The sequence below is a fragment of the Litchfieldia alkalitelluris genome (assembly GCF_002153425.1).
GTDB lineage: Bacteria > Bacillota > Bacilli > Bacillales > Salisediminibacteriaceae > Evansella > Evansella alkalicola.
On sequence record NZ_KZ119600.1, the window covers coordinates 659,702 to 685,021 of the forward strand.

24 protein-coding genes and 1 pseudogene are annotated in these 25,320 nt (G+C 36.6%); 16 read left to right on the forward strand and 9 right to left on the reverse strand.

The window, feature by feature from the left end:
- Positions 1 to 6 precede the first annotated feature (6 nt).
- The 5 genes from modB to BW724_RS03200 form a co-directional block, all read right to left on the reverse strand.
- On the reverse strand, positions 7 to 660 hold the full coding sequence (gene modB / locus BW724_RS03180; protein ID WP_088073643.1) for a molybdate ABC transporter permease subunit: 654 nt from the start codon (positions 658 to 660) through the stop codon (positions 7 to 9).
- Between the two features lie 173 nt (positions 661 to 833).
- Entirely contained in the window at positions 834 to 1,397 is a 564-nt protein-coding gene (locus BW724_RS03185; RefSeq protein ID WP_088073644.1) for an FAD-dependent oxidoreductase, read from the reverse strand.
- 102 nt (positions 1,398 to 1,499) lie between these two features.
- Entirely contained in the window at positions 1,500 to 1,925 is a 426-nt protein-coding gene (locus BW724_RS03190) for a MarR family winged helix-turn-helix transcriptional regulator (RefSeq protein WP_088073645.1), read from the reverse strand.
- Positions 1,926 to 2,028: 103 nt separating this feature from the next.
- The gene (locus tag BW724_RS03195; RefSeq protein WP_088073646.1) at positions 2,029 to 2,514 is read right to left on the reverse strand and encodes a hypothetical protein; all 486 of its coding nucleotides are present in this window, start codon (positions 2,512 to 2,514) and stop codon (positions 2,029 to 2,031) included.
- 32 nt (positions 2,515 to 2,546) lie between these two features.
- Positions 2,547 to 3,044 (reverse strand): DUF3888 domain-containing protein, encoded by a 498-nt coding sequence (locus BW724_RS03200; RefSeq protein WP_088073647.1) that lies wholly within the window; start codon positions 3,042 to 3,044, stop codon positions 2,547 to 2,549.
- A gap of 198 nt (positions 3,045 to 3,242) precedes the next feature.
- On the opposite strand from BW724_RS03200, the gene pdaA reads away from it, so the two are divergent.
- Positions 3,243 to 4,061: a delta-lactam-biosynthetic de-N-acetylase gene (gene pdaA / locus BW724_RS03205; RefSeq protein WP_088073648.1), complete on the forward strand. Its 819-nt coding sequence runs from the start codon at positions 3,243 to 3,245 to the stop codon at positions 4,059 to 4,061.
- Positions 4,062 to 4,153: 92 nt separating this feature from the next.
- Here the strand turns inward: pdaA and BW724_RS03210 are convergent, their stop codons facing one another.
- Positions 4,154 to 4,519, reverse strand: a complete 366-nt coding sequence (locus BW724_RS03210) for a GAF domain-containing protein (protein ID WP_088073649.1) — start codon at positions 4,517 to 4,519, stop codon at positions 4,154 to 4,156.
- Between the two features lie 125 nt (positions 4,520 to 4,644).
- Between BW724_RS03210 and BW724_RS03215 the strand changes: the two genes are divergently transcribed.
- The 8 genes from BW724_RS03215 to BW724_RS03250 all read left to right on the forward strand — a co-directional run bounded on the left by BW724_RS03215 (position 4,645) and on the right by BW724_RS03250 (position 15,320).
- Entirely contained in the window at positions 4,645 to 5,514 is an 870-nt protein-coding gene (locus BW724_RS03215; RefSeq protein WP_088077643.1) for a DNA-3-methyladenine glycosylase family protein, read from the forward strand.
- A 205-nt stretch (positions 5,515 to 5,719) separates the two neighbouring features.
- Positions 5,720 to 7,084 carry a 23S rRNA (uracil(1939)-C(5))-methyltransferase RlmD gene (gene rlmD, locus BW724_RS03220; protein ID WP_268876171.1) on the forward strand — a complete coding sequence of 455 codons (1,365 nt, stop codon included), beginning with the start codon at positions 5,720 to 5,722 and terminating at the stop codon, positions 7,082 to 7,084.
- A 361-nt stretch (positions 7,085 to 7,445) separates the two neighbouring features.
- Positions 7,446 to 8,306, forward strand: coding sequence for an AraC family transcriptional regulator (locus BW724_RS03225; protein ID WP_088073651.1), 861 nt, complete (start codon positions 7,446 to 7,448; stop codon positions 8,304 to 8,306).
- A gap of 462 nt (positions 8,307 to 8,768) precedes the next feature.
- Positions 8,769 to 9,806 (forward strand): Gfo/Idh/MocA family protein, encoded by a 1,038-nt coding sequence (locus BW724_RS03230; RefSeq protein WP_176371270.1) that lies wholly within the window; start codon positions 8,769 to 8,771, stop codon positions 9,804 to 9,806.
- 121 nt (positions 9,807 to 9,927) lie between these two features.
- Positions 9,928 to 11,082, forward strand: coding sequence for a Gfo/Idh/MocA family protein (locus tag BW724_RS03235; RefSeq protein ID WP_088073653.1), 1,155 nt, complete (start codon positions 9,928 to 9,930; stop codon positions 11,080 to 11,082).
- 172 nt (positions 11,083 to 11,254) lie between these two features.
- On the forward strand, positions 11,255 to 12,340 hold the full coding sequence (locus tag BW724_RS03240; protein ID WP_088073654.1) for a Gfo/Idh/MocA family protein: 1,086 nt from the start codon (positions 11,255 to 11,257) through the stop codon (positions 12,338 to 12,340).
- Between the two features lie 154 nt (positions 12,341 to 12,494).
- A complete protein-coding gene (locus tag BW724_RS03245; protein WP_088073655.1) occupies positions 12,495 to 12,746 on the forward strand; it encodes a DUF421 domain-containing protein in 252 nt (83 codons plus the stop codon).
- Between the two features lie 846 nt (positions 12,747 to 13,592).
- Complete coding sequence (locus BW724_RS03250; protein ID WP_328588689.1) at positions 13,593 to 15,320, forward strand: ABC transporter substrate-binding protein; 1,728 nt, start codon at positions 13,593 to 13,595, stop codon at positions 15,318 to 15,320.
- 134 nt (positions 15,321 to 15,454) lie between these two features.
- Here BW724_RS03250 and BW724_RS03255 read toward each other — a convergent pair whose 3' ends face one another.
- The 3 genes from BW724_RS03255 to BW724_RS03265 form a co-directional block, all read right to left on the reverse strand.
- Positions 15,455 to 16,360, reverse strand: a complete 906-nt coding sequence (locus tag BW724_RS03255; protein ID WP_088073656.1) for an AEC family transporter — start codon at positions 16,358 to 16,360, stop codon at positions 15,455 to 15,457.
- Positions 16,361 to 16,606: 246 nt separating this feature from the next.
- Complete coding sequence (locus tag BW724_RS03260; RefSeq protein WP_088073657.1) at positions 16,607 to 17,419, reverse strand: arginase family protein; 813 nt, start codon at positions 17,417 to 17,419, stop codon at positions 16,607 to 16,609.
- Between the two features lie 137 nt (positions 17,420 to 17,556).
- Positions 17,557 to 18,267: a nucleotidyltransferase domain-containing protein gene (locus tag BW724_RS03265; RefSeq protein ID WP_088073658.1), complete on the reverse strand. Its 711-nt coding sequence runs from the start codon at positions 18,265 to 18,267 to the stop codon at positions 17,557 to 17,559.
- A 229-nt stretch (positions 18,268 to 18,496) separates the two neighbouring features.
- On the opposite strand from BW724_RS03265, the gene BW724_RS03270 reads away from it, so the two are divergent.
- The 7 genes and pseudogenes from BW724_RS03270 to BW724_RS03305 all read left to right on the forward strand — a co-directional run bounded on the left by BW724_RS03270 (position 18,497) and on the right by BW724_RS03305 (position 25,039).
- Entirely contained in the window at positions 18,497 to 19,333 is an 837-nt protein-coding gene (locus BW724_RS03270; RefSeq protein ID WP_088073659.1) for a YitT family protein, read from the forward strand.
- Between the two features lie 18 nt (positions 19,334 to 19,351).
- Positions 19,352 to 20,023 (forward strand): potassium channel family protein, encoded by a 672-nt coding sequence (locus BW724_RS03275; RefSeq protein ID WP_088077646.1) that lies wholly within the window; start codon positions 19,352 to 19,354, stop codon positions 20,021 to 20,023.
- A 282-nt stretch (positions 20,024 to 20,305) separates the two neighbouring features.
- On the forward strand, positions 20,306 to 21,400 hold the full coding sequence (locus BW724_RS03280; RefSeq protein WP_088073660.1) for a Delta(5) desaturase DesA: 1,095 nt from the start codon (positions 20,306 to 20,308) through the stop codon (positions 21,398 to 21,400).
- Between the two features lie 69 nt (positions 21,401 to 21,469).
- A complete protein-coding gene (locus BW724_RS03285) occupies positions 21,470 to 22,606 on the forward strand; it encodes a sensor histidine kinase (RefSeq protein ID WP_088073661.1) in 1,137 nt (378 codons plus the stop codon).
- Positions 22,607 to 23,209 carry a response regulator transcription factor gene (locus tag BW724_RS03290; RefSeq protein ID WP_088073662.1) on the forward strand — a complete coding sequence of 201 codons (603 nt, stop codon included), beginning with the start codon at positions 22,607 to 22,609 and terminating at the stop codon, positions 23,207 to 23,209.
- Between the two features lie 123 nt (positions 23,210 to 23,332).
- A complete protein-coding gene (locus BW724_RS03295; RefSeq protein WP_088073663.1) occupies positions 23,333 to 23,665 on the forward strand; it encodes a YckD family protein in 333 nt (110 codons plus the stop codon).
- 181 nt (positions 23,666 to 23,846) lie between these two features.
- A pseudogene (locus BW724_RS03305) lies at positions 23,847 to 25,039 on the forward strand (IS3 family transposase).
- The last annotated feature ends 281 nt before the right edge of the window (positions 25,040 to 25,320 follow it).

A 25,320-nucleotide genomic window follows, 5' to 3' on the forward strand; every position in this document is an offset into this window, starting at 1 on the left:
TTTCCCTCACTTAAACCACCGATGAATAAGTAACAAAAATAAGATTGTTGTAACGGTTAAGATGAGTACCATAATATGTGCATCCATCATCCTATTTGCTTGGACTGCATCGTAAATTGCGATAGAAAGTGTCTGAGTTTTTCCAGGAATATTGCCTGCCACCATTAGCGTGGCACCGAATTCTCCCATCGCCCTTGCAAACCCTAATACTAGACCGGCAAGAATTCCTTTGTAGGCAAGGGGGGTGATGATATGAAGCAATACCCGAAATTTACTTGCACCATCTATCTCCGCCGCATGTATAACATCAACATCAATGGACTCAAAAGATGCTTGGATAGGCCTTACTAAAAGGGGGAGAGCGGCGATGACAGCAGCGACGACAGCAGCCCTCCATGTGAAAACAATAGTTTGCCCTGTAAGTGCTTCTGTCCATTGCCCAATGAAACTCCCGCGCCCTAAAAGAAGGAGAAGATAATAGCCAAGTACAGTCGGAGGAATAACTAAAGGGATAGTGATTACTATCGATAAAAAGCTTGTTAATTTTGATTTTTTATAAGCGAACCACCAAGCGCAAAATATCCCAATTAAAAATGCAATAGTGGTCGCAATTACTGAGATTCTTAAAGATAACATTAAGGGATTGATGATATTATCCATTTTTCTATGTCAAAGCAATATTCCAATATATCGCTTGCCCTTTCTACTCATTAATTAGCTACTTTTAAAAAAACAATTTGTGAATCAGATATTATAAGTATAGCACCCGCGAACGGGATAATGCTAATACGTCAGGTGTCAAAAAAAGGCCTCCGAGGAGACCTTTCCAACTATTACGCTTTTAAAATGTCATGATCAACGTATCTTTCACCATTTATCTCACTGATAATGTTGATTGCAACAGATGCACCATGTCCAGCTGTAATGATTGTATGAACACTTACACCTGCAATTGTTCCAGCAGCCCAAATTCCATCAACATTTGTTTTACCGTCTTCTTGTACATCAATAACAGTTTTGATTCTAGGCTCTGTTGCTGGGACTGTATCGACACCAGCTTTTTCTGCTAAATCAGTAGCAACGCCTGTAGCGATGAGGACATGCTTTGCTTTATATTCTTCACCCTCAGTTTTCACTGTGAATTCACTACCATCTTTGACAATGTCAGTGACAGTTGCTTCTTTTAACTCTGCACCTAGTTTTGTGGCTTGATCTTTACCAGTTTGTAAAAGGTCTGGACCAGAGATTCCAGGTGCTCCATAATGGTTTTCCACCCATGCTTTAGCTGTTAAACTTTTTTCGTTGTCGATAAGAAGTGTTTTCTTGCCTGCTTTTGCTGAAAAAATTGCGGCGCTTGCTCCTGCAGGTCCTGCACCAATAATTAGAATATCATACATGATTAATAGCCTCCCATTGAATATTTATATACAGGGGAAGTCCCCTTCTTCCTATTTTGTTGGTATAGCAACAATTGGGTAAAGGAGTATGAGGTTTCCTTCTTACTCCACATTCTTCCTCATTTTTTTTAATATGCTCTCGAGGATTTGCAGTTCATCCTTTGTAATACCCTTACAAACCTGTTCATTAAACCTCTCCGAAATCGGAATAATGGACTCTCCTAACTCCCTGCCTTTTTCAGTTAAGAATAATTTTACTGAGCGTCGATCAATATCGCAGCTGTTCCGATTAATAAAACCTTTTTTTTCGAGATTAGATGCCATACGTGCAATATTTGTTTTATCTTTCCTTAGCTTCTCGGCAATTTGATACTGAGAAAGGCCATCTTTTTCCCAAAGAAGCATCATAATAAGGTTTTGTTCAGGAGCCAAATTAAAAGTTTCTAGCTTAGACTTTATATAACTTGTAAGTTGTAAATCGGTCTGATGAATTTGGATGCTTATGTAATCCTCTAAGGACAATTTCAAATAATATCCCCCCAGAAAGCTTTAGTTGCTATATACACCATTTACCAACAATCATAAGTGAATGGAGTAAGGGAGTCAAAGTTTTTGACTTCAGAATTTACAATTAATTTAATGGGAATTCCTGAATGACCTCTACCCCGTCAATGAGTAGCAGCACAGCATCATATGCATTTTTCTCCACTTCCTGAAAGTCAGCCTCCTCATTAATTTGATACTCAATATTAAATTTTGCATCTTGGTGAGGTTCAAAAATGCCAGATGCTCCTCCACCCATTGATCTCATTTTTTTGTATGTTGTGTTTTCTTCCATGACCATTAGCTTTTCAAGGGCTTCATTAGGTCTAACTGTTATTTGAAAACCAAGGGGGTGGTGTCCAGGGTAGTCAAACTCACTTTCAAGTCTTGAATCCCCTTGATTTGTAATTGTAATATCGTATCTAAGGATGTGCTCAGCCTCAATGATTGTTGTATGTACTTCTGTTAAAACCAAATCTACCTTTTCACTTTTTGAGAGGCCTAAAAGGGGGAGAAGTCCAATTAGGGTGACCAAAATGAATAATGTTTTAGTAACAGTAACGGCTTGTTTCATAGTAAATCCTTCTTTCCTGTTGAGGTTTCAGTTTAAATATCTTCATGTACTAAATCTACTACTATAATTTCAGACGGTTTAATATTTAACGTTAAGGTTGAAATACCTAAAGGTTCATTAGTCTCAGAATAAGGTTTTAAACGAATCATTACATGAAAATCATAATGCTTACTTTTCTCATTTTCGCCTTTGTGCTGAAATCTTGCCAGTTCAATAATATCAGTATTGTATAAATCGAATTGCACTGGTTCCTTATAGTATTCTTGTAAAGCTGAGGAAAAAGTAGGTGATAGCATTGTTAGGAATACATCTGATAATATTTCATTTTGGTGTGACTCATTTTCTAAAGAGAAAGGATCCTGGTCTAGTGGTGCATAACCATCTTCTGTTCGTCCGAATGTTTGAATAACTTCATTTGTCGATGTAGGTGACAACTGTATCTCTTTACCTTTTACCTCATCTGCTTGAACATGTGAAAGAACAACGATAGCCCCAAGAATTACGAATATAATCCAGCTGCGTCTAGTCATGAGTAGTACCACACTTTCCTGTAGAATTTATTTAGTATTACTATGGTAAAAAACGCCATTGATTATGCATGTTTGTAGAAATCTAAAGGAAAACATGTTGCGGGATGAATATAAAAAATGGGTATGAAAATAAATTTATTTAGAACACTAACAAAGTAATATGACTCTTAACCACAAATTAAAGTGAAGGTGAGCGAGATGAAAAAGGGGATCTGTTTAAAAATTGGGCTAGTATTGCTGTTATTAGTAACTATAAGTGCTAATTCAGTGTGGGCGACAGAGAGTAATCAAATATATAATTGGAACTTTAAGCCATCAAAAAATAATGAGCCTGCAACTACAGAACCGATTTATGAGGAGCTTCTAGATAAATATGGTGGCTTCTATATTGGAGATACAACAAAAAAAGAAATTTACTTAACATTCGATAATGGTTACGAAAATGGATATACAGAAAAAGTGTTGGACGTCTTAAAAGAGAAGGATGTACCAGCTGCTTTTTTTGTAACTGGACATTACCTTGATAAACAGCGTGATCTTATCATGAGAATGGAAGAAGAGGGGCATATTGTTGGAAATCACTCTTATCATCACCCTAGCTTACCAGAAGTTTCAGATGAACGGATAGAGAGGGAATTGGAAAGCTTACGTGATTTATATGAAGAGGTCACTGGAAATGATCGGGACAGTATGCGTTATTTAAGACCGCCTAGAGGGACCTTTAGTGAAAGAAGTTTGGCGCGGACTTTAGAGTTAGGATATATTAATGTCTTTTGGTCTTTTGCTTATAAAGACTGGGTTACTCAAGAGCAGCGTGGGTGGAAATATGCGTATGATTCCATTATGAGGCGTGTGCACCCAGGGGCAATTTTGCTACTTCATTCCGTTTCGAGTGATAATGCTGAAGCCTTGCCTAAAGTGATTGATGACTTGAGGGAACAGGGGTATAAGTTCAAGAGTTTAGATGATCTTGTATTTGAAAAAGGTCTACCTCGGGATTTTCCTACAGATGACTAAATGGAGCTAGACAACCATTTAAAAACATGTACTCTATATTTACAAAAGGAGACCCTAACATTAAGTAAAATGTAGGAGTCTCCTTTAGTTTTTTAATTAGCAAAGCTCGTTTCCCCAATGGCACTTGCAATTGTTTCTAATGTACTAACATCCGTAACATCAAATGCAATTGCTTCGCGAGTACGAACGATTAACATTCCTAAACTTTCATCATCAGAAGTTTTAATAGGAAACTTTAATTCGCTGTTTGTTTCCCACTGAAGATCATTTTCCTTATCAGATGCTGCCATAAGTCGAACTTCAGAATTGTTTTCGTAAAAATAAATTCCTGCCCAATCAATGTACGGCACTTGATCTACTAAACTATGCACCGTCTTATCAAGGATATCTTGAAGATTTTTCTTCTTGTATACTTCAGCCATAATTTGCAATGAAGCTACATCTGTTGGTATAGACAATATAATCTCTCCCTTTAAACAGTTTCGCAAATCTATTCTATCAAAAGTTTAGGGAATTTTGGGCTGCCAACTTAAGGAAGTAGGTGAAATCTGATAGAATGTATGTCAAGAAAGGCGGTGTACGTATGGATAAAGAGCTTTTGTTAGAAGGACCTTATAATTTTTTCCAAGGACTAAAAAGGCTTGCAATCGACCCTATTATTGTGATGAATATGGAGGAGCAGATGCTGAAGGTTCCGATACAAGTGGAGGGGAAGAATGAAGTTGTGGAGGTATCGCAACTTGGTACTGTTGAAAACCCAAAGTTTCGTATAACTGGAGGAGATAGCATAGATGAAGCCATTGTAATGAAACGTCTTACGGAAATTTTCCATTGGGATATTCCATTGCAAAAAATTTATGAGCATTTAGATAAAACAGAGTTAAGCTCACTCATACAGCCGTTTCGTGGAACTCCTTTTATATGTGATTTCAGCATGTATGGTTGTTTAATGAAAACAATTATTCATCAACAGTTGAATATGACTTTTGCTTATCGTCTAACGGAGAGGTTTATTAAAGCCTTTGGTGCGGAAAAAAATGGCGTGTGGTTTTACCCAAGTCCAGATAAAGTTAGTAAGCTAATGGTAGATGATTTAAGAGAACTTCAGTTCAGCCAAAGAAAGGCTGAGTATGTCATTGACACATCTAAATTGATATCTGAGGGTCTACTAGACTTGGAAAAAATGCGCGAAGCTTCGAACGATGAGGTGATGGAACAACTACTTCCTATCCGAGGAGTGGGGCGATGGACGGTGGAGTGTTTCCTCATGTTTGGTCTTGGGAGGCTTGATCTTTTTCCAGTACAAGATATTGGCATTCAAAATGGGTTGAAAAAGTATTATAAGCTAGACAAAAAACCTTCACACGAGGATATGCTTGAATGGGCAGAAGCTTGGAAACCTTATCGTACATATGCCTCCTTATATATTTGGGAAAGTATAGAAGTGGACTAAGTTTGCCTTATATTTTAGTGAGGATAGTTAGGAATTTGAACACAGGGCGAAAATCATCTAATATCTAGAGAGATGATAATCGAAATATGAGGTGGAAATTGTGGCAGAACACAAGGGAGTCAGTCGAAGTAATAAAAAACAAGGAAAACAGAGTAGAAATTTTAAAGAATCTGGTGATCGTCGTTCTTCTCAACGTCATGAAGGCGTGACTGTGAAGGAAGGGCAAAAGTTTCCATTAACGATAAAGCGAATGGGGATTGATGGTGAAGGGGTCGGCTTTTTTAAACGGCAAGTTGTTTTTGTACCAGGTGCACTTCCAGGTGAAGAAATTGTCTGTGAAGTAACAAAGGTCAAAGGAAAGTTTGCTGAAGGGCGGATTGTGAAACTGAGAAAGAAGTCATCAGACAGGATTGCGCCACCTTGTCCAATATATGAGGAATGTGGCGGCTGTCAGCTGCAACATTTGTCCTACGAAGGTCAGTTAAGGGAGAAAAGGGATATTGTTCGGCAGGCTTTCGAGAGATATACAAAAATAAATCTTGATAAAATAGACTTTAAAGATACGTTAGGAATGGAAGACCCATGGCACTATAGGAATAAGAGTCAAATGCAGGTGGGCCAACAGGGGGGGAAGGTCATTGCAGGGTTGTATAGTCCTAACAGCCATCGTTTAATTGACCTTGAAGACTGTATTGTCCAGCACCCCCAGACAAATAAAGTAACAAATGTTATTAAACAATTAGCGGGGGACATGAAAATCCCTACCTATAATGAACGGAAAAGAAAAGGGGTTTTACGTACGATCGTCACTCGTGTCGGCTTTGAGACAGGGGAATATCAAGTTGTTCTAGTCACTGCAACAGAAGAGATTCCTAGAGTAGAGTTACTCATAGAGGAAATTAAACGTAGGCTTCCAGACGTCACTTCCATTGTTCAGAATATAAATCCACAAAAAACATCACTTATATTTGGGGATGTAACCAAAACATTGTACGGAAAAGATGAAATTGAAGAAAGAATGAGTGAGTTTCGGTTTGATTTATCACCAAGAGCTTTCTTTCAATTAAACCCCGTACAGACGCAGAAATTGTATCATGCAGCGAAGGAGGCGGCAGCTCTCACTGGCGTTGAAAAAGTTGTTGATGCATATTGTGGTGTTGGAACGATTGGCCTCTGGCTTGCAGATGGTGCTGCAGAGCTAAGGGGAATGGACGTTATTAAAGAAGCCATTGAAGATGCTAAGAAAAATGCAGAAGTTCATGGTGTGGAGCACGCGAAGTACGTAACTGGTAAAGCGGAAGTTTTGCTCCCTAAGTGGGAAAAAGAAGGGTGGCATCCAGATGTGGTTGTGGTGGACCCTCCGCGAACAGGTTTAGATTCCGTCTTCATAGAGACATTACTTCGGGTAAAACCTGAGCGTATAGTGTATGTATCCTGTAACCCTTCAACATTGGCAAAGAATGTCCATGAATTAATTGGCGCTGGCTATAAGTTGAAATCACTACAACCAGTTGATATGTTTCCGCATACTGCACAAGTTGAGACAGTTGCGTTGATAGAGTTGAAATAGCTTGGTGGCAATAGGCTTAGTGGTTTTTGGATGAAAATTGAAGTGTGTTTTATGTTCCCTCGGACTAATGGTTCGGGGGATTTTTTGATCCCCGGGGCTTTACTTTTACGCGGAAAAGAATAAGTAACATAGAGCTTGGAAGTTTTGCTTTAAATTGCTTGAGCTATGATAAAGAAGTTGGGCTAACAGACTGAATTTTGATAAAATTGAATAAGAATTAGATTAAATTTATTAATAGAAAAAACGATGATGAGAAGAGTAAATTGGGATTTTAAATAAATGAATTGTATTAATACAATTTTCTTCATTCTAATAAAATCAGCTCTAACAAATTAGCGAGTGTCTACTAAGGAGAGGTTTTATGACAACTTCAATCACAGGGGAAAAGGTTCAGTTTGAATTAAACTACAATGTAAAAACAAAAACAGAAATTTCATTTCATTCTCATATTGAGTACGAAATCTATTATTTTCACAAAGGAAAATGTAGATACTTAATCGGAGATAAAATCTACTCACTTTCTCCCGGGGATATCATTATTATGCACGGGTTAACGTTACATTGTGCTAAAATTTTCGAAGATGAAGATTATGTTCGTACAAGCATTCATTTTGATTCGAAGTATTATAAAGAGGTCCTTCGTACGCTGGGCATGGAATTTGTATTAGTCCCTTTTACTACTCTTCAATCGTACCGTGTTAATTTACATGGAGATGAAAAAGAGGAGTTTGAGAACCTATTAAAAAAAATGAATGAACACAATAAAATTAAAAATGACGTGTCGCCATTTCGTGTTCAAGCAGGTTTCATAGAAATGCTGACACTTATATACACCTATTTTAAAAAGGCTTTAGATAATAAAAAGGATAATAAGGTATCAATTGGAAAGATGGGCCACGTACAGGAGGTTATTTCTTTTATTGATAAAAATTACATGGAAGAAATTAGTTTAAATCGACTTGAAAATGAACTACATATAAGTAAATTTTATTTATCAAAAGTGTTTAAAGAAGCAACGGGATTTACTATTTTTAATTATTTATACCACAGGAGAGTTAATCAAGCGAAAGTAGATTTTCTCATGTCTTCTCACGCTAGTGTTACGGATATAAGTTATAAAGTAGGTTTTAAACACCCGGCTCATTTTAGCAGAGTTTTTAAAAAGATTACAGGAGTCACTCCTGAAGATTATAAAAAAAGTTTATTGCAAAATTCCAACTGAGCAATAACAGTTAAATAATAAGGTGTATTGGTTAATGTCAGAAAAGCCAATACTTCTTTTTTTTATTACTATAAAAGCGTAGCTTAAAAATGAAAGAGAAAGCGGTGAATCAATCGAAGTTCTCAGTTTTAACAGATATTTCATCGATAGAAAAGTGTGAGAATACGTTGAATAATAATTAGGAAAAATTTAGTGGCTATTTTAGCACCTAAGAAGTCTAATACTTTAACTTAAATTGCCTTAATTAATTTAAGTGTAGAAAGATCTAGTAAACAAGGGCAGCCTACACTATGCAAAAAAATTTAAAACAATGCAATGGGTAATATTGACGATTAATTTATTTGAAAAGCTTTGTTTACGCTTACAAAAAGGGGGTTCAGATAAATAGTATGTTGTATGCGTATATCTACAAAAGGTACCTACTAAAGAAGGTATAAGGAAAATACCACTGAGGTGTAAATGATGATTAACTTTGGAATTATTGGCTGCGGAAGAATTTCTCCATTCCATAAGGCTGGGATTTTAGAAACAAATGGTGCCCAGTTAACAACTGTATGTGATGTGGTTGAGCAAAAAGCACGTGAACTAGTAAATGGGTCAGAAAATATTACAGTTTACACGGATTATAAGGAGTTATTACAAGATCCTTCCATTCATGTCGTAAACATTTGTACTGAACATCATCTACATGCGGAAATTGCAATAGCAGCAATGGACGCTGGAAAGCACGTGATTATTGAAAAACCGATTGCCTTAACATTAAAGGATGCAGACCGAATGATTGAGGCGCAAAAAAGAAATAAGGTAAAAGCAACAATTGTGTTTCAAAATCGTTTTAACCAAGCTGTTATGGTAACGAGAAAGGCATTAGAAGAAGGTCGGTTTGGTGAAATGTCACATGGGGTAGGAAGTGTTCGATGGTATCGCGATCAATCCTATTATAGTCAAGATCCATGGAGAGGAAAAACAACGCATAAAGATGGTTTTTTAATGAATCAAACGATACACACAATTGATTTATTAATCTGGATGATGGGACCAGTCAAAAAAGTATCAGGTAATATAAAAACGAAATTTTTTGACATTGAAATGGAAAACGTTGGAACAGCGACATTGGAATTCGAAAATGGAACAATTGGTCTAATAGAAGGTGCTGGTACTGTATTTCCAAGTGATTTGGAAGGTAGCCTTAGTCTATTTGGAGCAAAAGGCACTGTTGTTTTAAGTGGAGCCGCAGCCAATAAAATTGAGACGTGGAGATTTAGTAAGGACTATCAAAATGAACAGGCTGAAGTCTTGAATCAGATTCGTCATCAAGAAGAAAATGCTCCAACCGTATATGGTTTTGGACATGAGAAAGTCGTTCAAGACATGGTAGAAGCAATTCGACATGATCGAAATCCTATAACTAGCTTAGTAGATGGAAGGAATGCTTTAGAGGTTGTCTTAGCTATCTATGATTCTGCGAAAAATGACGGTAACGCTGTGTATCTTAGATAATAGGCAAAGCTATCTAGTTATTACGATTGTAATACGGTGAATCAATTTTCTGCATTCTTTTCGACTTTGTCTCGGAAAAGAGTTTACAAATAATAATCTAATTTTTATGAGGAGTGAGGATATGTTAAAAGTAGCAATTATCGGTACAGGAGCAATCGCACCATCACATATTAAAGGATACAAAGAGTTCTCAGAAAGCTGTGAAATAGTTGCTCTTTGTGATATTTATCCCGAAAAGGCTGAAAAGGCAGCTAAAGAATACGATTTGAATGTAAATATTTATGATGACCATCAGAAATTATTAGAGTCTGAGGATGTTGACTTAGTTTCTGTATGTACGCCACCATATACCCATGCAGAAATCTCAATTAACTCACTAAATGCAGGTGTCCATGTCATTGTTGAAAAGCCAATGGCATCCTCGCTAGAAGAGTGCGATGCCATGAACGAAGCTGCTAAGAAAAGTGGCAAACTTTTATCTGTCATTGCTCAAAATCGTTTTCGAACTTCAATGATGAAATTAAAGCAAGTTCTTGATACGGAGTTAATGGGGCCAATCGTCCATACACAAGTTGATTCGTTCTGGTGGAGAGGGTACAGCTATTACGATTTATGGTGGAGAGGAACTTGGGAAAAAGAAGGTGGCGGGTGTACATTAAATCATGCTGTTCACCACATTGATATTTTACAATGGATGAAGGGAATGCCTTCAGAAATTACTGCTGTCACAAGTAATACAGCTCACGATAATGCAGAAGTTGAAGATATCTCAATAGCAATCGGTAAATATGAAGATGGAAGTTTAGCGCAAATTACGAGCTCTGTCGTGCACCATGGTGAAGAGCAACAACTTATTTTCCAAGGGAAGAATGCGCGCGTGTCAGCTCCATGGAAGGTGACAGCATCAAAGTCAAAAGAAAATGGATTTCCTGAAGAAGACTTAGAGTTAGAGGAAAAGCTCCAAAAAGTATATGGAGAGTTAGCAGAAGTTGAATATGAAGGACATCCAGGACAAATTCAAGACGTTCTTTTAGCCATTCAAGGAAAAAAGGAACTATTAGTCGATGGTCAGCAAGGTCGTCAAACATTAGAATTAATTACCGCTATATACCAAGCGGCTAGCTTGAAAGAAACAGTGAAATTACCATTAACAGAAGAAAGTCCATTCTATACAAGAGAAGGTTCACTGAAAAATGCAACGTATTTCTTTGAAAAGAAAAATAGTGTTTCGAACTTTTCTGACACCACAATAACAACTGGAAGTGACAAAGCCTAAATTATATATAGGTAATCTGATAAATTCATAATTCCATAACTTCATAGGTTCGTTACTAAGATTACAATATAGATGCGTTTAATCATTCGCAAGACGATATCTGCTCTAAGTGACTTTTGTGGTAATTATGAAATTGACTCGATCTAAAACTTTTTAAGGAGTTGTACCAAAGATGAACAAAAATGATGGAATGAATTATGCACCTAAAGGGTTTGAAAATAAAGTAGTAAAAGAAGGAGAATTTTTATTTGCCGCAATTGGATTAGATCATGGACATATTTATGGCATGTGTAATGGATTAATCGAAGCAGGTGGTCAACTGATAGCAGTTTATGATCCCGATCCGAAAAAAATGGAAAAGTTTAAAACCATATACCCTCAAGTAAAGATTGCAGCTTCAGAAGAGGAAATTTTAAAAGATGAAACAATCCATTTAATTGCATCCGCAAGTATTCCGTCAGACCGCTATCAAGTAGGATTAAAAGCGTTAGACCATGGAAAACATTATTTTGCAGATAAACCAGCGTTTACAACACTCGATCAAGTAAAACTTGCAAGAGAAAAAGTTGCTGAAACTGGTTTGAAATGGGGTATCTACTACGGTGAACGACTTCATGTAGAAAGTGCCATTTTTGCTGGGCAACTCATTGAAGAAGGGGCAATTGGGCGAGTAATCCAAGTAATTGGAACAGGTCCTCACCGAGCAAATGCTTCTAGTAGACCAGATTGGTTCTTTGATCCTAAAAGCTATGGTGGTATTTTATGTGATATTGGAAGCCACCAAATCGAACAATTTATGCATTTTGCTGGTGCAAAGGATGCTAAAGTGCTACATAGTAAAGTAGCAAACTACAACTTCAAACAATATCCTAAATTTGAAGATTACGGTGATGCGACACTCGTGGCAGATAACGGGGCAACATTTTATTTCCGTGTTGACTGGTTTACCCCAGACGGCCTTGGAACCTGGGGCGATGGACGCGCAATTATTTTAGGAACAGAAGGCTATATTGAAATAAGAAAGTATATTGATATTGCACGTGATAACACAGGTGATCATTTATATTTGGTCAATCAAGAAGGAGAAAAGCACTTTGAACTATCTGGTAAAGTTGGTTACCCTTTCTTCGGGCAGTTTATTCTAGACTGTTTAAACGGTACGGAAAATGCCATGGCTCAGGAGCATGCATTCCGAGTAGCTGAGCTTTGTATTGAAGCTCAAAATATGGCAATTAATGTGGAGCCTGCTGAAAGCTAATAGTAAAGTCTAGCTTAAGGTAAGGATCACCTGCTTGATTCAGATCAAGGAAATTCACCATGTCAGTTTTGCTGTACACTTCAATGTGAATCAATCTGATATATGTAAACATTTAAAACTACCGACAAGTAGACTTGTCGGTAGTTTTTTCTAAATGATAAGAAAGCTAAAATTTTTTAATCATCTATCTATCATTAGGCACGTGGAGGATTTAGGTATAAAAAAGAGGGCTACGAATATCGCCTTTCCTATTATAGTCGAAGGAAAAATCTATCATAATTATTTGGAATGGATAAATCAGCAATTAAAAATGAAGGGAATTCCTAATTATAAATCTGAGAATAAGATTTTACATGTTACATCAAAACATGAACTCCATGTAGACGTACCGAGAATTTATCACTAGTTGAGACACCTAACCCCTGATTAGTATAGCTTTCCTGTTTTGGGGACAGGCACTTTTTTTTACTTTATAACTTGTTCGTACAATATATAAATTCTTTATTCATTTCTTTATTATTAGGCTCTATAAAACTATGATTATAGCTATAGATTGCAAAAAAAATAATACCATTGTACCATACTAGAATCATAAAAAAAAGAAAATGTAAAAAAAATTGTTATATTCTTTTAAAAAAATATTGTGTATTTAAAAGTAAAAATATATAATACTTGTAAGGTCAAATATTTAGTTTGTGGTGTTTACTTTTCACATGTACGTATGTAAGGTCGTAGTTTCATGTCGAATGTAAGTGTTTTCTGGTAAATGTCAATTGTTTTTTAACCGATTTTAAAAATGGTATGTACGTATCAATTTTTTGTGTAATCTAGTAGTTCAAAGCTGAGTTAGTAACATCTATTACTTTTAGTATGAACTTGTAAGTATATATAATTCTACTAAATGGTCGAAAACGCACAAAGATAAGGAAATTTTGTTGTTTTCCCGGTAACGACTTTGTGCAGTTGTTCATCGCCAGCACATATTTTAGTACATTTTGCTTATTCTGAATGGAAATGAGCCCCATTAATTTCAGTATGGGAGCATAAAAATTTTTTAGTTTATTATTCGGAATATTCTGTACTTTGTAAGCGCTTTAATGAATGAACTTTTAGGAGGTGAGGCTTATAGATCGGACTATATAAGTAATTAGATTTATACAGGGTGGTTATTACATTGGACAACAAAGAAGTGCTATCAGGTTTATCTATTTTGAAATTTCTAGAATTTCCTAATCGGAAAGGGGATTTAATGATGAAAAAAAATTGGCTTTATATTGCAATGTTAGCTTTAATTTTAGTTTTTGCTGCCTGTTCTACGGAAGAAGATGCATCTAATGAAGCGCCTGATGGTACTGATGACCCGGATACAGAAGAAGAAGTTGACGATACTGAAGCAGATGATGGTGAAGAGGAACCTGCTATAGATACAACACCAATAACATATCACTATTTTAATGCGGCTGCACCTGGACGAGACATGGATACAAATGAAACGAGAATTGGTCAAATTCTAGAAGAAAGAACAGGTGTTAATTTTACATTAGAGCATATTGTAGGAGATATTAATACCAAAATTGGTGTAATGGTAGCAAGTGGTGATTATCCAGATGTGGTTATACCTGATGCTGCTATTGACATTATGCTAGATGCGGAGGCGTTTATTCCATTAAACGACCTACTTGAAGAGCATGGTCCAACTATTTTAGAAATATATGGTCCATATTTAGATCACTTTACTATGGCTGACGGAAACATTTATTATTTACCATTTGGTGCAACAATCAATGACCATATACCTGATCCAAATATCAATCAAGGCGCATTCTGGATTCAACGTGCTGTTCTAGAAGCGAATGATTATCCAAATATTAAAACAATCGATCAATACTTTGAATTAATTGAGAATTATGCAGCAGAAAATCCACAAATTGACGGTATGAATGTTATACCTTATACTGGTTTAACGTATGATTGGAGATTCTTTGCTTTCTCAAATATTCCTAACCACCTAGCTGGTTATCCTAATGACGGTGGAGTTATGGTTGATATGGAAACACACGAAGCGAGCGTATATGCTGATTCGGAATATGCAAAACGTTGGTTAGAAAAGTTAAACGAAATTTATCATAAAGGTCTATTAGATGAAGAAATGTTTGTTTCTAACTATGATGAATACTTATCGAAGTTAGCATCAGGGCGTGTTCTCGGATTCTTTGATTATGGTTGGCAGTTTGGTGATGCAAGAATAGCATTACAAGATGCAGGAAACCCTGAACGTGAGTTTATGGCATTCCCAGTAGTTTTTGATGAAGATATTAAAGATCAATATATTGATGCTCCTACATTTGTAGGTAACCGTGGAGCTGGTATTACGATTAATGCAGAAAACCCAGAACGAATTATTCAATATTGGAATGAATTACTCTCTGAAGAAGTTCAAAGAATGGTTCATTGGGGCTTCGAGGGTGAACACTATGAAGTAGATGAAAATGGTCGCTTCTGGCGTACTGATGAGCAAATTGAACTTGCACGTGATGAAGATCTTAGAGATGAATTAGGTATGAATACGTATAACTGGGATTGGCCAGTGGTAGGTGGTACTTTCTCTGATGGAAATGCTGTGGGACCAGCTGGACAACCAGAAGTTGCTTATATTCAATATAGGGAAGAAGAAAAAGAACTTCTAGACGCATACAATATTAGTACATTCTCAGAACTATTTGCTGATCCAGATGATCGTCCATGGTTCCCAGCTTGGAGTGCAAATATTGCTCAAGGGTCGCCTGAACAATTATTTGAAGAGCGTTCTGAAGAGATTATTCGAAGACACTATCCAAGAATTGCAATGGCAGCTGAAGGCGAGTTTGAATCAGCTTGGGAAGAATTTGTAAGTGCATACCGTGAGCTTGATGTAGAAGGTTACGAGCAATTCTTTACTGAAATCGTTCAAGCGCGAGTACGCGGAGAATTTAATAACTAAGAGGTAGTAACTTAAAGCTGTGGTAACTTTAAAAGTTATCACAGCTTGTTTTTATTCGCTGGTTATCTTTAGTGCAGAGCCGGGAATTATTCGGATTCAGGCACTATTTTTTACGTAAACCAAGAGGGCGTTTATTAAAAAAGGATTTCTAATAATGATATTAACAGCGTTATCGTAAAAATACTGATCAAAGTGGAAACGAGAGTGATACTTGAGACAAGCTTAGGTTCAGAATTAAATTCAACGGAATACATGACCATTGTGGCTGCTGATGGTGTTGCTGCCAAGACGATTAATACTTTTGCAAGAAGAGGATCCATCGGTAAAAAAATCGTTATGACAAATGCTATTATAGGGGAAATGATTAACCTCATCATTACTCCAAAACTGATTTTTGACCATTCAAAGCTTTCCCACTTAATTTTTGCCAGTTGCATTCCTAGTAATATCATGACAGTCGGGATGGTTGCCTCGGATATGATATCAAGTGGCAGTAAAAAAGTGTTTGGTAGTTTCACCCCAGTGCTCTTGAATAATAATGCTAGAATCACAGCATATGTAGCGGGCAATGTGAAAATAACCTTAATGGCTGTTCTGAAGCCCGTAAGCCCTTTTGCTGCATAATAAACTCCAAAAAAATTCATGATGATAGATTGTAGCACCATAAAGATAATTGCAAAAGCAAATCCAGCTTCTCCATATGCAAACAGGATAATTGGTGCACCGTAATTCCCAGAGTTCATAAACGCTGTGGATAGGATCAGACCACTTTCTGTTTTTGTTGGATAATTACTAATGCGACTATACAATTTGTTCAATATAATTAAGGAAAACAACAGAATTAATGCAAAAATCGCCATATATAAATATTGCATATTTACATCTGCCTGATAAAATGTACGAAAAACAAGTGCTGGGGTCATAACATAAATTGCTATTGTGGAAATTGGTTTGATGTCGACCCTTTTCCAATATTGCAACAGATACCCAGCAAGAAATACGAGAAGTACAGGAAGAACCACTTCAAAGAAAATGGTCATTGTTTTTCACCACCTCACCATTATCATAACATTGATAGTAGAGGTGAAATAAGAAAAGCGCAAGCGCCTATGGTCACGAGAACAGGCGCTTCCGCTAGTTATGTTTTCGAATAGGTTCGTTATGTTAATTTGTCATCATTCCTCGGATTGAATAGAGATTCACATAAGTCTCGACAAAGTTAGATGACATACCGTCCATTTCCTCATTATTTCCTAGGTAATATTGTAGTAGATTGTTGTAGAAAATTAATGATAATCAACTTGATTAGGTGTAAAACTATTTTTATCCATAATCGAAAGTAGTCCATCGAGTATTTGTTTGTTAGTCTTGCTGTTAATTTCATGTGGATTGTTGCCGTTTACTGAAAATGATTGAGTGTGGCTTGGTGGCGATTCACCGCATATATCGACACCTTCAATTGTTTTATAGTTTGATATAAGTTGAATGGTTTCATTAAGGAAAGAAAGATGTAAGTCACCTTGATCCCAATTTGTAATAGCGTCGTTTCTATTTAAAACATCTTTATCGATGCTTATGTAGACAGTGCGAGTTGGAATTTGTTGCAGGATTTGTTTATAGATTATTTTCTTGTTTAACGAAAATGGTGTGTTTGGAAAAATAGTGACTTTATGTGCTACATGGGGAGGGATAGTCTTAATTAGTTCAGGATTGACACCTATTATGATAACTTTTTTCAATAGTTTTAATTGCTCGATTGCATGTAACCCCCAGGAGCCACACGTAATAAAATCCGATAATGGTGACTTCAATAAATCGGTATGATGATCAAATAAAACGAGTGTAAATGGCACTCTTACGTTACTTAACAATAAATAGGTTACATAATGGTAGTCTCCACTTCCTATAAAGGTAATCCCGTTGTTCTCTTTCTTTCTAATCTTTTCATAAATGGTAGATAAGGAATATTCTTCACAATACTTCTTTGTACCTCTTAATCTTGTAAAATCAATCCAGTCATATTCATTGTTGTGTAAAAACGGTTGTGAGTCGTAGGTGTGATCAAAGTCTAAAACAGTAACATGGCGTTTCTGATTCATTATAATCACCCTTGCTATTATTTTTATTGTGAAAGAATGATAGTAGGCTAAAATCTTGTTGTGGGAGAGATAAAATAGGAGTTAACTATATTTTACTTCATTAATGAGTAAAAGCTAGTTTACTAAGTCCTATTTTCCTAGTACTTCCCCATTGTAAAACCGTGAAAATATCTTCCACCATATGGAGTTAACACGAAATCAACAATGTTAATTATCCCTTCTTTTGTTCCTGATTTGTAAAACTCATCAAATGCTACAACAAACTTATCTGCGAAATCTGGATCATAATTTCGGAGGGAGCGAATAATCCATTTTGATTCACCAATCCATTGCATATTTGTTCGAAGATAGAATTCATGTATCCACTCGGCTAAAGTGTTGGCAATGAAAATCTCTTCTTCTCGAACTGTTGCACCAACAAAGTCATCTAATGCATCAGTGAGAAAATATCGCTTCATGTCCACTTTTTCTTTCGACCATGGCTCTGGGCCTTCTTCTAAGAATTCCTTGGCTTCTCTTTTAATCGAAGTGATAACTCCTAGATCAATAATAGTTACACCCTCTACAATCATTTTTGGGTGAGTTGGAATTGCTCTTTCATAATCACTCTGAAAAATTTGTTTATAAGATGTTAAGTTGTTGGCAAATACTTCAATTGGCCAGTTTTGAAATAGTAATGATTCACGATATGGGGCAGGAAGCATTCCATCAAAAACAATAATATCTAAGTCTGAAGTTGAAGTGGTATCTCCACGTACAACACTACCGGCTAGGATGGCCCCATAGCAGTTCGGGTAATATTGAAAAATAAATTGCTTTGCTGTTTCATAAGGTGTTGCCTTTTCCATTTACATTCACCCATTCCCATTTCTAGATATAATACAAGTCATTTGAGCCTTCATACATTAAAAAAGTATATGAGAGCATAACCTGTTTAATATCTAACTAAGGGAAAAGGTTATTATATGAAAGATAAAGAGCCTAATATGAAACAGACTTTCAGTGTAAGGGAGGATTTAACGGTTGGTTTATTTCTTTGTTATAATGTAAAAACAAACATAATGAAGGGGGCTATATATGACTAAAATACTAGACTATTTCATACTAACTGCAGGTTCAATCATAGTAGCTGCTGGTTTAGAACTAATCCTTGCCCCTAATGAACTTGTCGATGGGGGAGTTACTGCGATTGCAATTATGTCTAAAGCTGTCTGGAATATTCCCATATGGGTCGTCTTTTTATTACTTAATATTCCTACATTAATTTTTGCATCTAAATATATGGGGAAGAAGTTTGTTGTTCGCACCCTTTATGCAAATGTTGTCACTAGTATTGCCTTGATATGGATGGCTCCGATGCAACCAATCACAACATCTGAGGTATTAATCGTATTGTATGGTGGTTTACTTTTAGGACTGGGGATCGGTCTTGTTGTCAAGATGGGTGGCGCTATTGATGGGACGGAGATGCTCGGTATTTGGGTGAACAAAAAATATCGCATTCCATTTAGTACTTTTCTGTTTAGCATAAATGCAGTCATTTTATCTGTTGCAGCCTTTGTCTATTCCCTAGAGCAAGCGATGTTTTCTATTGCAATATTCTTTATCGTTTCAAAAACAATTGATTTTGTTTTAGACGGGTTAAACCAGGAAAAATCCATTACGATTATTTCAAGCAAGCCAGAAGAAGTAGGTGTGAGGTTAATGGAGGACTTGGATATCCAGCTAACTTATTTACATGGACAAGGTGGATATACAAAAGAAGATAGAAAAATCATTTATTGCATCACAAATCGATTTATGTATCCTAAAGTAAGAGAGCTTGTACTAAATGTAGATCCTGATGCTGTGCTAGAGGCATCCATGGTCAATGAAACTACTGGAATTAAGCATAAGAGGTTTGATCGCTTCTAGGTGATTATTAAAAAGGAGATGGGAAGGATGGCAGAGAAGAAACAGTTTGTAGTTATCGGATTAGGAAGATTTGGGGGAAGTGTGTGTAAAGAGCTGGTAAAACAAGGACATGAAGTGCTTGCAATAGATACAGATGAGCAGAAGGTTAATGATTATGCGAGGTTCGCTACTCATGCTGTGATTGCAAATTCTACTGATGAAGCAGCCTTAAACTCCCTTGGAATTAGAAACTTTGAAAATGTCGTCGTTGCAATCGGTGATAATATTCAAGCTAGTATTTTAACTACTTTAGTTTTAAAGGAAATGGGTGTGAAAAATGTTCTTGTAAAGGCTAAGAACGATTATCATCATAAAGTGTTGGAGAAAATTGGTGCTGATCACATCGTTCACCCTGAAAATGATATGGGAAGGCGTGTCGCTCAACATTTATCAGATGACAAAATTATTGATTTCATCGAGTTATCGGAAGAGTACAGCATTGTTGAACTATTTGCTACCTCTAAATTAGCTGGTAAATCATTAATTGACTTAAATATACGTGCTCGGTTTGGAGTAACGATATTAGCAGTGAAAAAAGGGGAAGTCATCAATATATCTCCAGAGCCAACTTATCAAATTACTGAGGAAGATTTATTAATCGTCATTGGACATAACCAGGATATAAAAAGATTTGAAGAACAGGGAATGTAATACGTGAAAAACTGCTCATCCCTTAGGGGTGCTTGAAGTGGAAAACTTCTTTCGGAATGACGTTAAACTTACATATTAGAATTTAATAAAGTTTTGTCTTCACGTACTGAACAACAACATTAGCATATTGGATCAAATCATATGATATATGACACTTGTCATATACCCTCCTTGACGTTTATGACTTATCTAACATTTGCACATTTCTTATAATGTTTATAGTTAAAAATGTTACTTGAAGTGCTTGTGTAAATAAGTTCAGTTATTTGGGGGGAGTATGTGATGAGTAAATCTAACATTGCTAAGCTAAAAAAAGATGTTTCACCATTTGAAAAAACTAATACAAAAACGAGTATGAAGCAAATCTTTAATACATTAGGTCCATTATTACTATTATGGTATGGTGCGTATTTAAGTTTATCTGTATCCTACTGGTTAACTCTACCACTTTTAGTTATTACTGCAGGTTTTGTAGTACGGACATTTATCATTTTTCACGATTGCTGTCATCAATCGTTTTTTAAGAATAGGAAGGCTAATGATATTCTAGGTACAATCACAGGAATTATCACCCTTGTACCATATCAGCAATGGAAGAACAGTCATAACATTCACCATGCATCGAGCAGTAACTTAGATAAACGTGGTACAGGTGATATGTGGATTATGACAGTGGATGAATATATGGAAGCTTCTATTTGGAAAAAAATCGCGTATCGTTTCTATCGAAATCCATTCGTAATGTTAGTATTAGGGCCAGTCGCCGTCTTTTTAATACAGTATCGCTTTAATGTGAAAGGTGCAAAAAGGAAAGAGAAGATAAATACACATGTGACAAATCTAGGGATCGTTGGTTTATATGCTGGTCTTACTGTATTAATTGGCTGGGAAGCATTTTTAATGATTCAAGGCCCCGTGTTACTTGTTTCAGGAATGTTAGGAATCTGGCTTTTCTATGTTCAGCACCAGTTTGAAGAGACATATTTTGAGCATGATGAAGAGTGGAGTTATGTTCAGGCTGCTGTAGACGGAAGTTCATATTATAAGCTTCCTAAAGTACTACAGTGGGTGACAGGGAACATTGGTTTTCACCATGTCCATCACTTGAGTCCGCGTGTACCAAATTACAACTTGGAGAAGGCTCACAATGCAACACCGCCCCTTCAAAAGGCAACGACTATTACGGTAAAAACTAGTCTAAAGTCACTAAATTTCCGTTTGTGGGACGAAGATAGGAAAGAGTTTATTAGTTTTAAAGGCTTGAAGCAATATAAGAAGAATCTAAGAAATAATGCAACCAACATTACTAGGGAACTGAATTTGGAAAACTTAGAAGACGTTATGTCAAATAAAGACGATTTAAGGAAAGTCAATTAACGGAGATTATGTTAAGATATTAACTAATGAGGTGACATTACAGTTAATTGAAATAGGGAAGGTGTAAGCATGAAAAACTGGAATCATAAGTTTCGTGAAAAAACAGGACTGAGTCCATATGTTTGGATTGTGTTTTATATCCTTCCCTTTTATTTTATTATATACGATACGCCAACATGGCAAATTGTTGTAGGTATTACAATGATCGTCGGCTTTTTCATATGTTACGTGCTATCCTTTGCAACTAAAGGATGGCTTGTTTATTTAGGTGCAAGTATTCAAATTGCCATTTCAACTGCCATGAGTGTGATTTTTGGATATATTTATTTCTTCCTGTTCCTTGCTTTTTTTATAGGGAACATCCGCCACAAAGGTGCTTTTATTACGCTATACACGATTTTGTTAGTCACAACATTTGGCTCTAGTTACTATGGTTTTATTGCTCATAGTGTTTTTATCATTCAGCTTCCTTTTATTTTTCTCAGTATCATTGCAGTTATCTTACTCCCTGTGAGCACTTACAATAAAAATAAAGAGGAACACTTGCAAGGGCGACTTGATGATGCCCATAAGCAAATATCGGAGCTTGTAAAAATTAGAGAACGCCAGAGAATCTCGAGAGATTTACATGACACGTTAGGACAAAAACTTTCTCTTATTGGCTTAAAAAGTGATTTAGCCGCTAGATTGATTAGCAAAAATCCAGACAAGGCACGATCTGAAATTAAGGACGTACAAAATACAGCTAGAATAGCCTTAATGGAAGTCCGGGAGCTTGTAATGGAGATGCGTGGTGCAAAGATAGAGGATGAGTTTTTCAGAATCAAACAAATATTAGATGCTGCTCAAATAAAACTTCAACTAGAAGGAGAGTTAGAGCTACCTAACACATCACTAGTTGGAGAAAATGTCCTCAGTATGTGCTTAAAGGAAGCGGTTACGAACATTGTCAGACACAGTAATGCTTCTGAGTGTGTGATATCGATTCAACCGACAGATACGGAAGCAGTCTTAACGATTCAGGATAATGGAGTTGGCTTTGATAATACTGGTAAAAAGAATACTGGAAGTGGATTAAAAGGGATGAGAGAACGACTTGAATTTGTAAACGGTAGTATGGACATTAAAACAAGTAATGGTGATGGCACGGAAGTTATGATCAAGGTACCTAACAATGTGGGGAAATTTGGGGAGGAGGTAGAGTAAATGATACGGATTGTTATTGCTGAAGATCAAAAAATGCTATTAGGTGCACTGGCAGCACTTCTTGATCTGGAAGATGATATGACTGTAGTTGGAAGTGCGAGTAACGGGGAGGAGGCTGTGAAGCTTGTTGAGCAGCATGAACCTGATATTTGTATCATGGACATTGAGATGCCAGGAATGAATGGATTAGATGCTGCGGAAAAACTAAAGGACTTGGATTGCAAAGTCATTATTTTAACTACATTCGCACGGTCTGGATACTTTCAGCGTGCTGTTAAAGCAGGTGTAAACGGGTATATGCTGAAGGATAGTCCAAGTGAGGAATTAGCCAGTGCTATTCGCAGTGTGAAAAAAGGAAGACGTATCTATGCTCCCGAGTTGGTAGATGAGGTTTACAGTGGTGAAGAAAACCCTTTAACAGAACGGGAAAGTGAAGTGCTTCGGTTAATGTCAGAGGGAAAAAGCACAAAGGAAATTGCAGAGCAGCTCTACCTCACGAACGGAACAGTCCGTAATTACATCTCCTCCATTCTCGATAAATTAGAAGTAGGGAACCGAATTGAAGCTATCGCAAAATTCAAAGAAAAAGGCTGGTTTGTTTGAAGTTTGGCTCTGTAAATGACTAGTGTGATTTTTATTTTTGAACTATGATGATTTTTGGTGGAAGTGGATAAAAATAGAAAAATTGCTCATGCTATAACTAGTTTTTTCAAAGGAGGAACTAGTATGAGTAAATGGTTGATAAGTATGATGGCAGCTGGTTTTCTAATGGTAAGTGTATTAGGACTACCTATGGACGCGAGTGCCGAGATGGACGGCGTGAATGATGTAGAACTATCAGCTGAGCAGAAAGATGAAATGGCCAAGCTTCAACAGAAAGCACTTGAGCAAAAAGTGGAGATCATTAATAAGTACGTGGAGTACGGTGTTTTTACTGAAGAAAAAGGTAAGAAAATAATTTCCTTTATGGAAAAACACCACGAGAAGTTAGCTGAAGATGGATTTATCCCTAAATGGGACAAGAAGAAAAGACATAATTGCCACGATCATGATGAATAACAGTATTCCCCAGCCTGATTTGGTTGGGGATTTCTCTTTGTATTATTATTTCTTACTTTCACACATCAGAGCTTAGAAATTGTTCAGTTTTATAGGGAGTTTCTAAATAGTGGGTCTAGACTATAAAGTGGACACGTTATGGAGAGAATAAAACCATAATCTAGAAATGGAGCGTGTCAAAATGATTAAAACCTATGATGAGGAGTTTAAAGAGTATATCGCTAAGTTAGTAGTAGAAGAAGGAAAGAAAGCTACAGAGGTTAGTAGTGAAATGGATATCTCAAGCAAAAACATATATCGCTGGGTAAAAAAGTATCGGGAAAAGTTAAAGCAAAGTAAAGAAGGAACAGAATATATTACACCTGGAGAGTACAAGAAACGTGAGAAAGAACTGCTAGATCAAATTAATGAATTAAAGGAGGAGAATGAGATTATAAAAAAGGCGGCGCACATCTTCATGAAAGGCCGATAGTTAAGTTTAACTTTATGTATGAGCACCGAAAGGAATTTCGAGTTGTGAAGATGTGCGAAGTCCTAAAGGTTTCAAAGAGTGGATATTATAAATGGATAAAAACCAGCAAAGAAAACAACTTGCCTTGTAAGCAAAGAAAAAAGAGGTTAATGGCAAAGATCCGTAGGCTATTCTTTGAATATAGGTCTGTTTATGGTAGCCCTAGGATTACCAGGGAATTATGGAAACTTGGGATTAAAATAGCTGAAAGAACTGTTGGTAAATATATGCGGGAAATGGGGTTACGAGCAACACCGAAGAAAAAGTTTGTGGTAACAACGGATTCTAAGCATCAAAATCCAATTTACCCTAATCTATTAAATAGACAGTTTGAAGTAGACAAACCAAATAGTGTTTGGGTAACGGATATTACGTATATTTGGACAATGCAGGGTTGGTTGTACTTAGCGACAGTGATGGATTTGTTCTCCCGAAAAATCATAGGGTGGGCTACAGATAAAACGATGACAAAAGAATTGCCATTAAGAGCTTTGGAACGAGCTATTAGTTCAAGAAAACCAGGGGAAGGGTTAATCCACCACTCTGACCGAGGAAGTCAGTATACCTCTCAGGATTACATTGATCGGCTTAAGGAATGTAACATGCAAATAAGTATGAGTCGTAAAGGAAACTGTTATGACAATGCGTGCATGGAGTCATTTTTTTCCTCACTTAAAAAAGAGCTAGTGTACAGACAGAAGTTTGAGAACCGTGAAGTAGCAGCTAAGGAAATATGGAAGTACATCATGAGCTTTTATAACGCAAGAAGGAGCCATTCGACATTAGGCTATGTATCGCCAAATGAGTACGAAAAACTCCATGGCAATAAGCAAAAAGCAGACAAAGGAGAAAGTGCCGCATAATCTCAAGTGGCAGACACAAAGCAACTTTACACGGAGTGGCGGGTATGTTAGCCTCCTTGGCGAGCCACAGGTTCTGTAACCTATGTGGCTTCGTGGCTAGGAACACATGCCCGCAGAGGCTCCGTGTCAAGTTGCGAAGAAACGAGAGAACCCAGCTGATGGACATCTAACCAAGTTATAAGAATATTAAGTATCAGAATTCTTTAACGGAAGTTTGTAAAATCAACTCATATAACCGATATTTCTCTCTAATTTTTGTCTACTTTCTTGACAGAGGACCA

Excerpts from the sequence above, each read along its gene's own strand:
- BW724_RS03230 (WP_176371270.1), top strand. The coding sequence starts at position 8,769 with ATGATTAACTTTGGAATTATTGGCTGCGGAAGAATTTCTCCATTCCAT.
- BW724_RS03290 (WP_088073662.1), top strand. The coding sequence starts at position 22,607 with ATGATACGGATTGTTATTGCTGAAGATCAAAAAATGCTATTAGGTGCA.
- BW724_RS03195 (WP_088073646.1), bottom strand. The coding sequence starts at position 2,514 with ATGAAACAAGCCGTTACTGTTACTAAAACATTATTCATTTTGGTCACC.
- BW724_RS03245 (WP_088073655.1), top strand. The coding sequence starts at position 12,495 with ATGATAAGAAAGCTAAAATTTTTTAATCATCTATCTATCATTAGGCAC.
- pdaA (WP_088073648.1), top strand. The coding sequence starts at position 3,243 with ATGAAAAAGGGGATCTGTTTAAAAATTGGGCTAGTATTGCTGTTATTA.
- BW724_RS03270 (WP_088073659.1), top strand. The coding sequence starts at position 18,497 with ATGACTAAAATACTAGACTATTTCATACTAACTGCAGGTTCAATCATA.
- BW724_RS03225 (WP_088073651.1), top strand. The coding sequence starts at position 7,446 with ATGACAACTTCAATCACAGGGGAAAAGGTTCAGTTTGAATTAAACTAC.
- BW724_RS03285 (WP_088073661.1), top strand. The coding sequence starts at position 21,470 with ATGAAAAACTGGAATCATAAGTTTCGTGAAAAAACAGGACTGAGTCCA.
- BW724_RS03200 (WP_088073647.1), bottom strand. The coding sequence starts at position 3,044 with ATGACTAGACGCAGCTGGATTATATTCGTAATTCTTGGGGCTATCGTT.
- BW724_RS03275 (WP_088077646.1), top strand. The coding sequence starts at position 19,352 with ATGGGAAGGATGGCAGAGAAGAAACAGTTTGTAGTTATCGGATTAGGA.
- BW724_RS03240 (WP_088073654.1), top strand. The coding sequence starts at position 11,255 with ATGAACAAAAATGATGGAATGAATTATGCACCTAAAGGGTTTGAAAAT.
- BW724_RS03265 (WP_088073658.1), bottom strand. The coding sequence starts at position 18,267 with ATGGAAAAGGCAACACCTTATGAAACAGCAAAGCAATTTATTTTTCAA.
- BW724_RS03255 (WP_088073656.1), bottom strand. The coding sequence starts at position 16,360 with ATGACCATTTTCTTTGAAGTGGTTCTTCCTGTACTTCTCGTATTTCTT.
- BW724_RS03185 (WP_088073644.1), bottom strand. The coding sequence starts at position 1,397 with ATGTATGATATTCTAATTATTGGTGCAGGACCTGCAGGAGCAAGCGCC.
- BW724_RS03250 (WP_328588689.1), top strand. The coding sequence starts at position 13,593 with ATGAAAAAAAATTGGCTTTATATTGCAATGTTAGCTTTAATTTTAGTT.
- modB (WP_088073643.1), bottom strand. The coding sequence starts at position 660 with ATGGATAATATCATCAATCCCTTAATGTTATCTTTAAGAATCTCAGTA.
- BW724_RS03280 (WP_088073660.1), top strand. The coding sequence starts at position 20,306 with ATGAGTAAATCTAACATTGCTAAGCTAAAAAAAGATGTTTCACCATTT.
- BW724_RS03235 (WP_088073653.1), top strand. The coding sequence starts at position 9,928 with ATGTTAAAAGTAGCAATTATCGGTACAGGAGCAATCGCACCATCACAT.
- BW724_RS03215 (WP_088077643.1), top strand. The coding sequence starts at position 4,645 with ATGGATAAAGAGCTTTTGTTAGAAGGACCTTATAATTTTTTCCAAGGA.
- BW724_RS03295 (WP_088073663.1), top strand. The coding sequence starts at position 23,333 with ATGAGTAAATGGTTGATAAGTATGATGGCAGCTGGTTTTCTAATGGTA.
- BW724_RS03260 (WP_088073657.1), bottom strand. The coding sequence starts at position 17,419 with ATGAATCAGAAACGCCATGTTACTGTTTTAGACTTTGATCACACCTAC.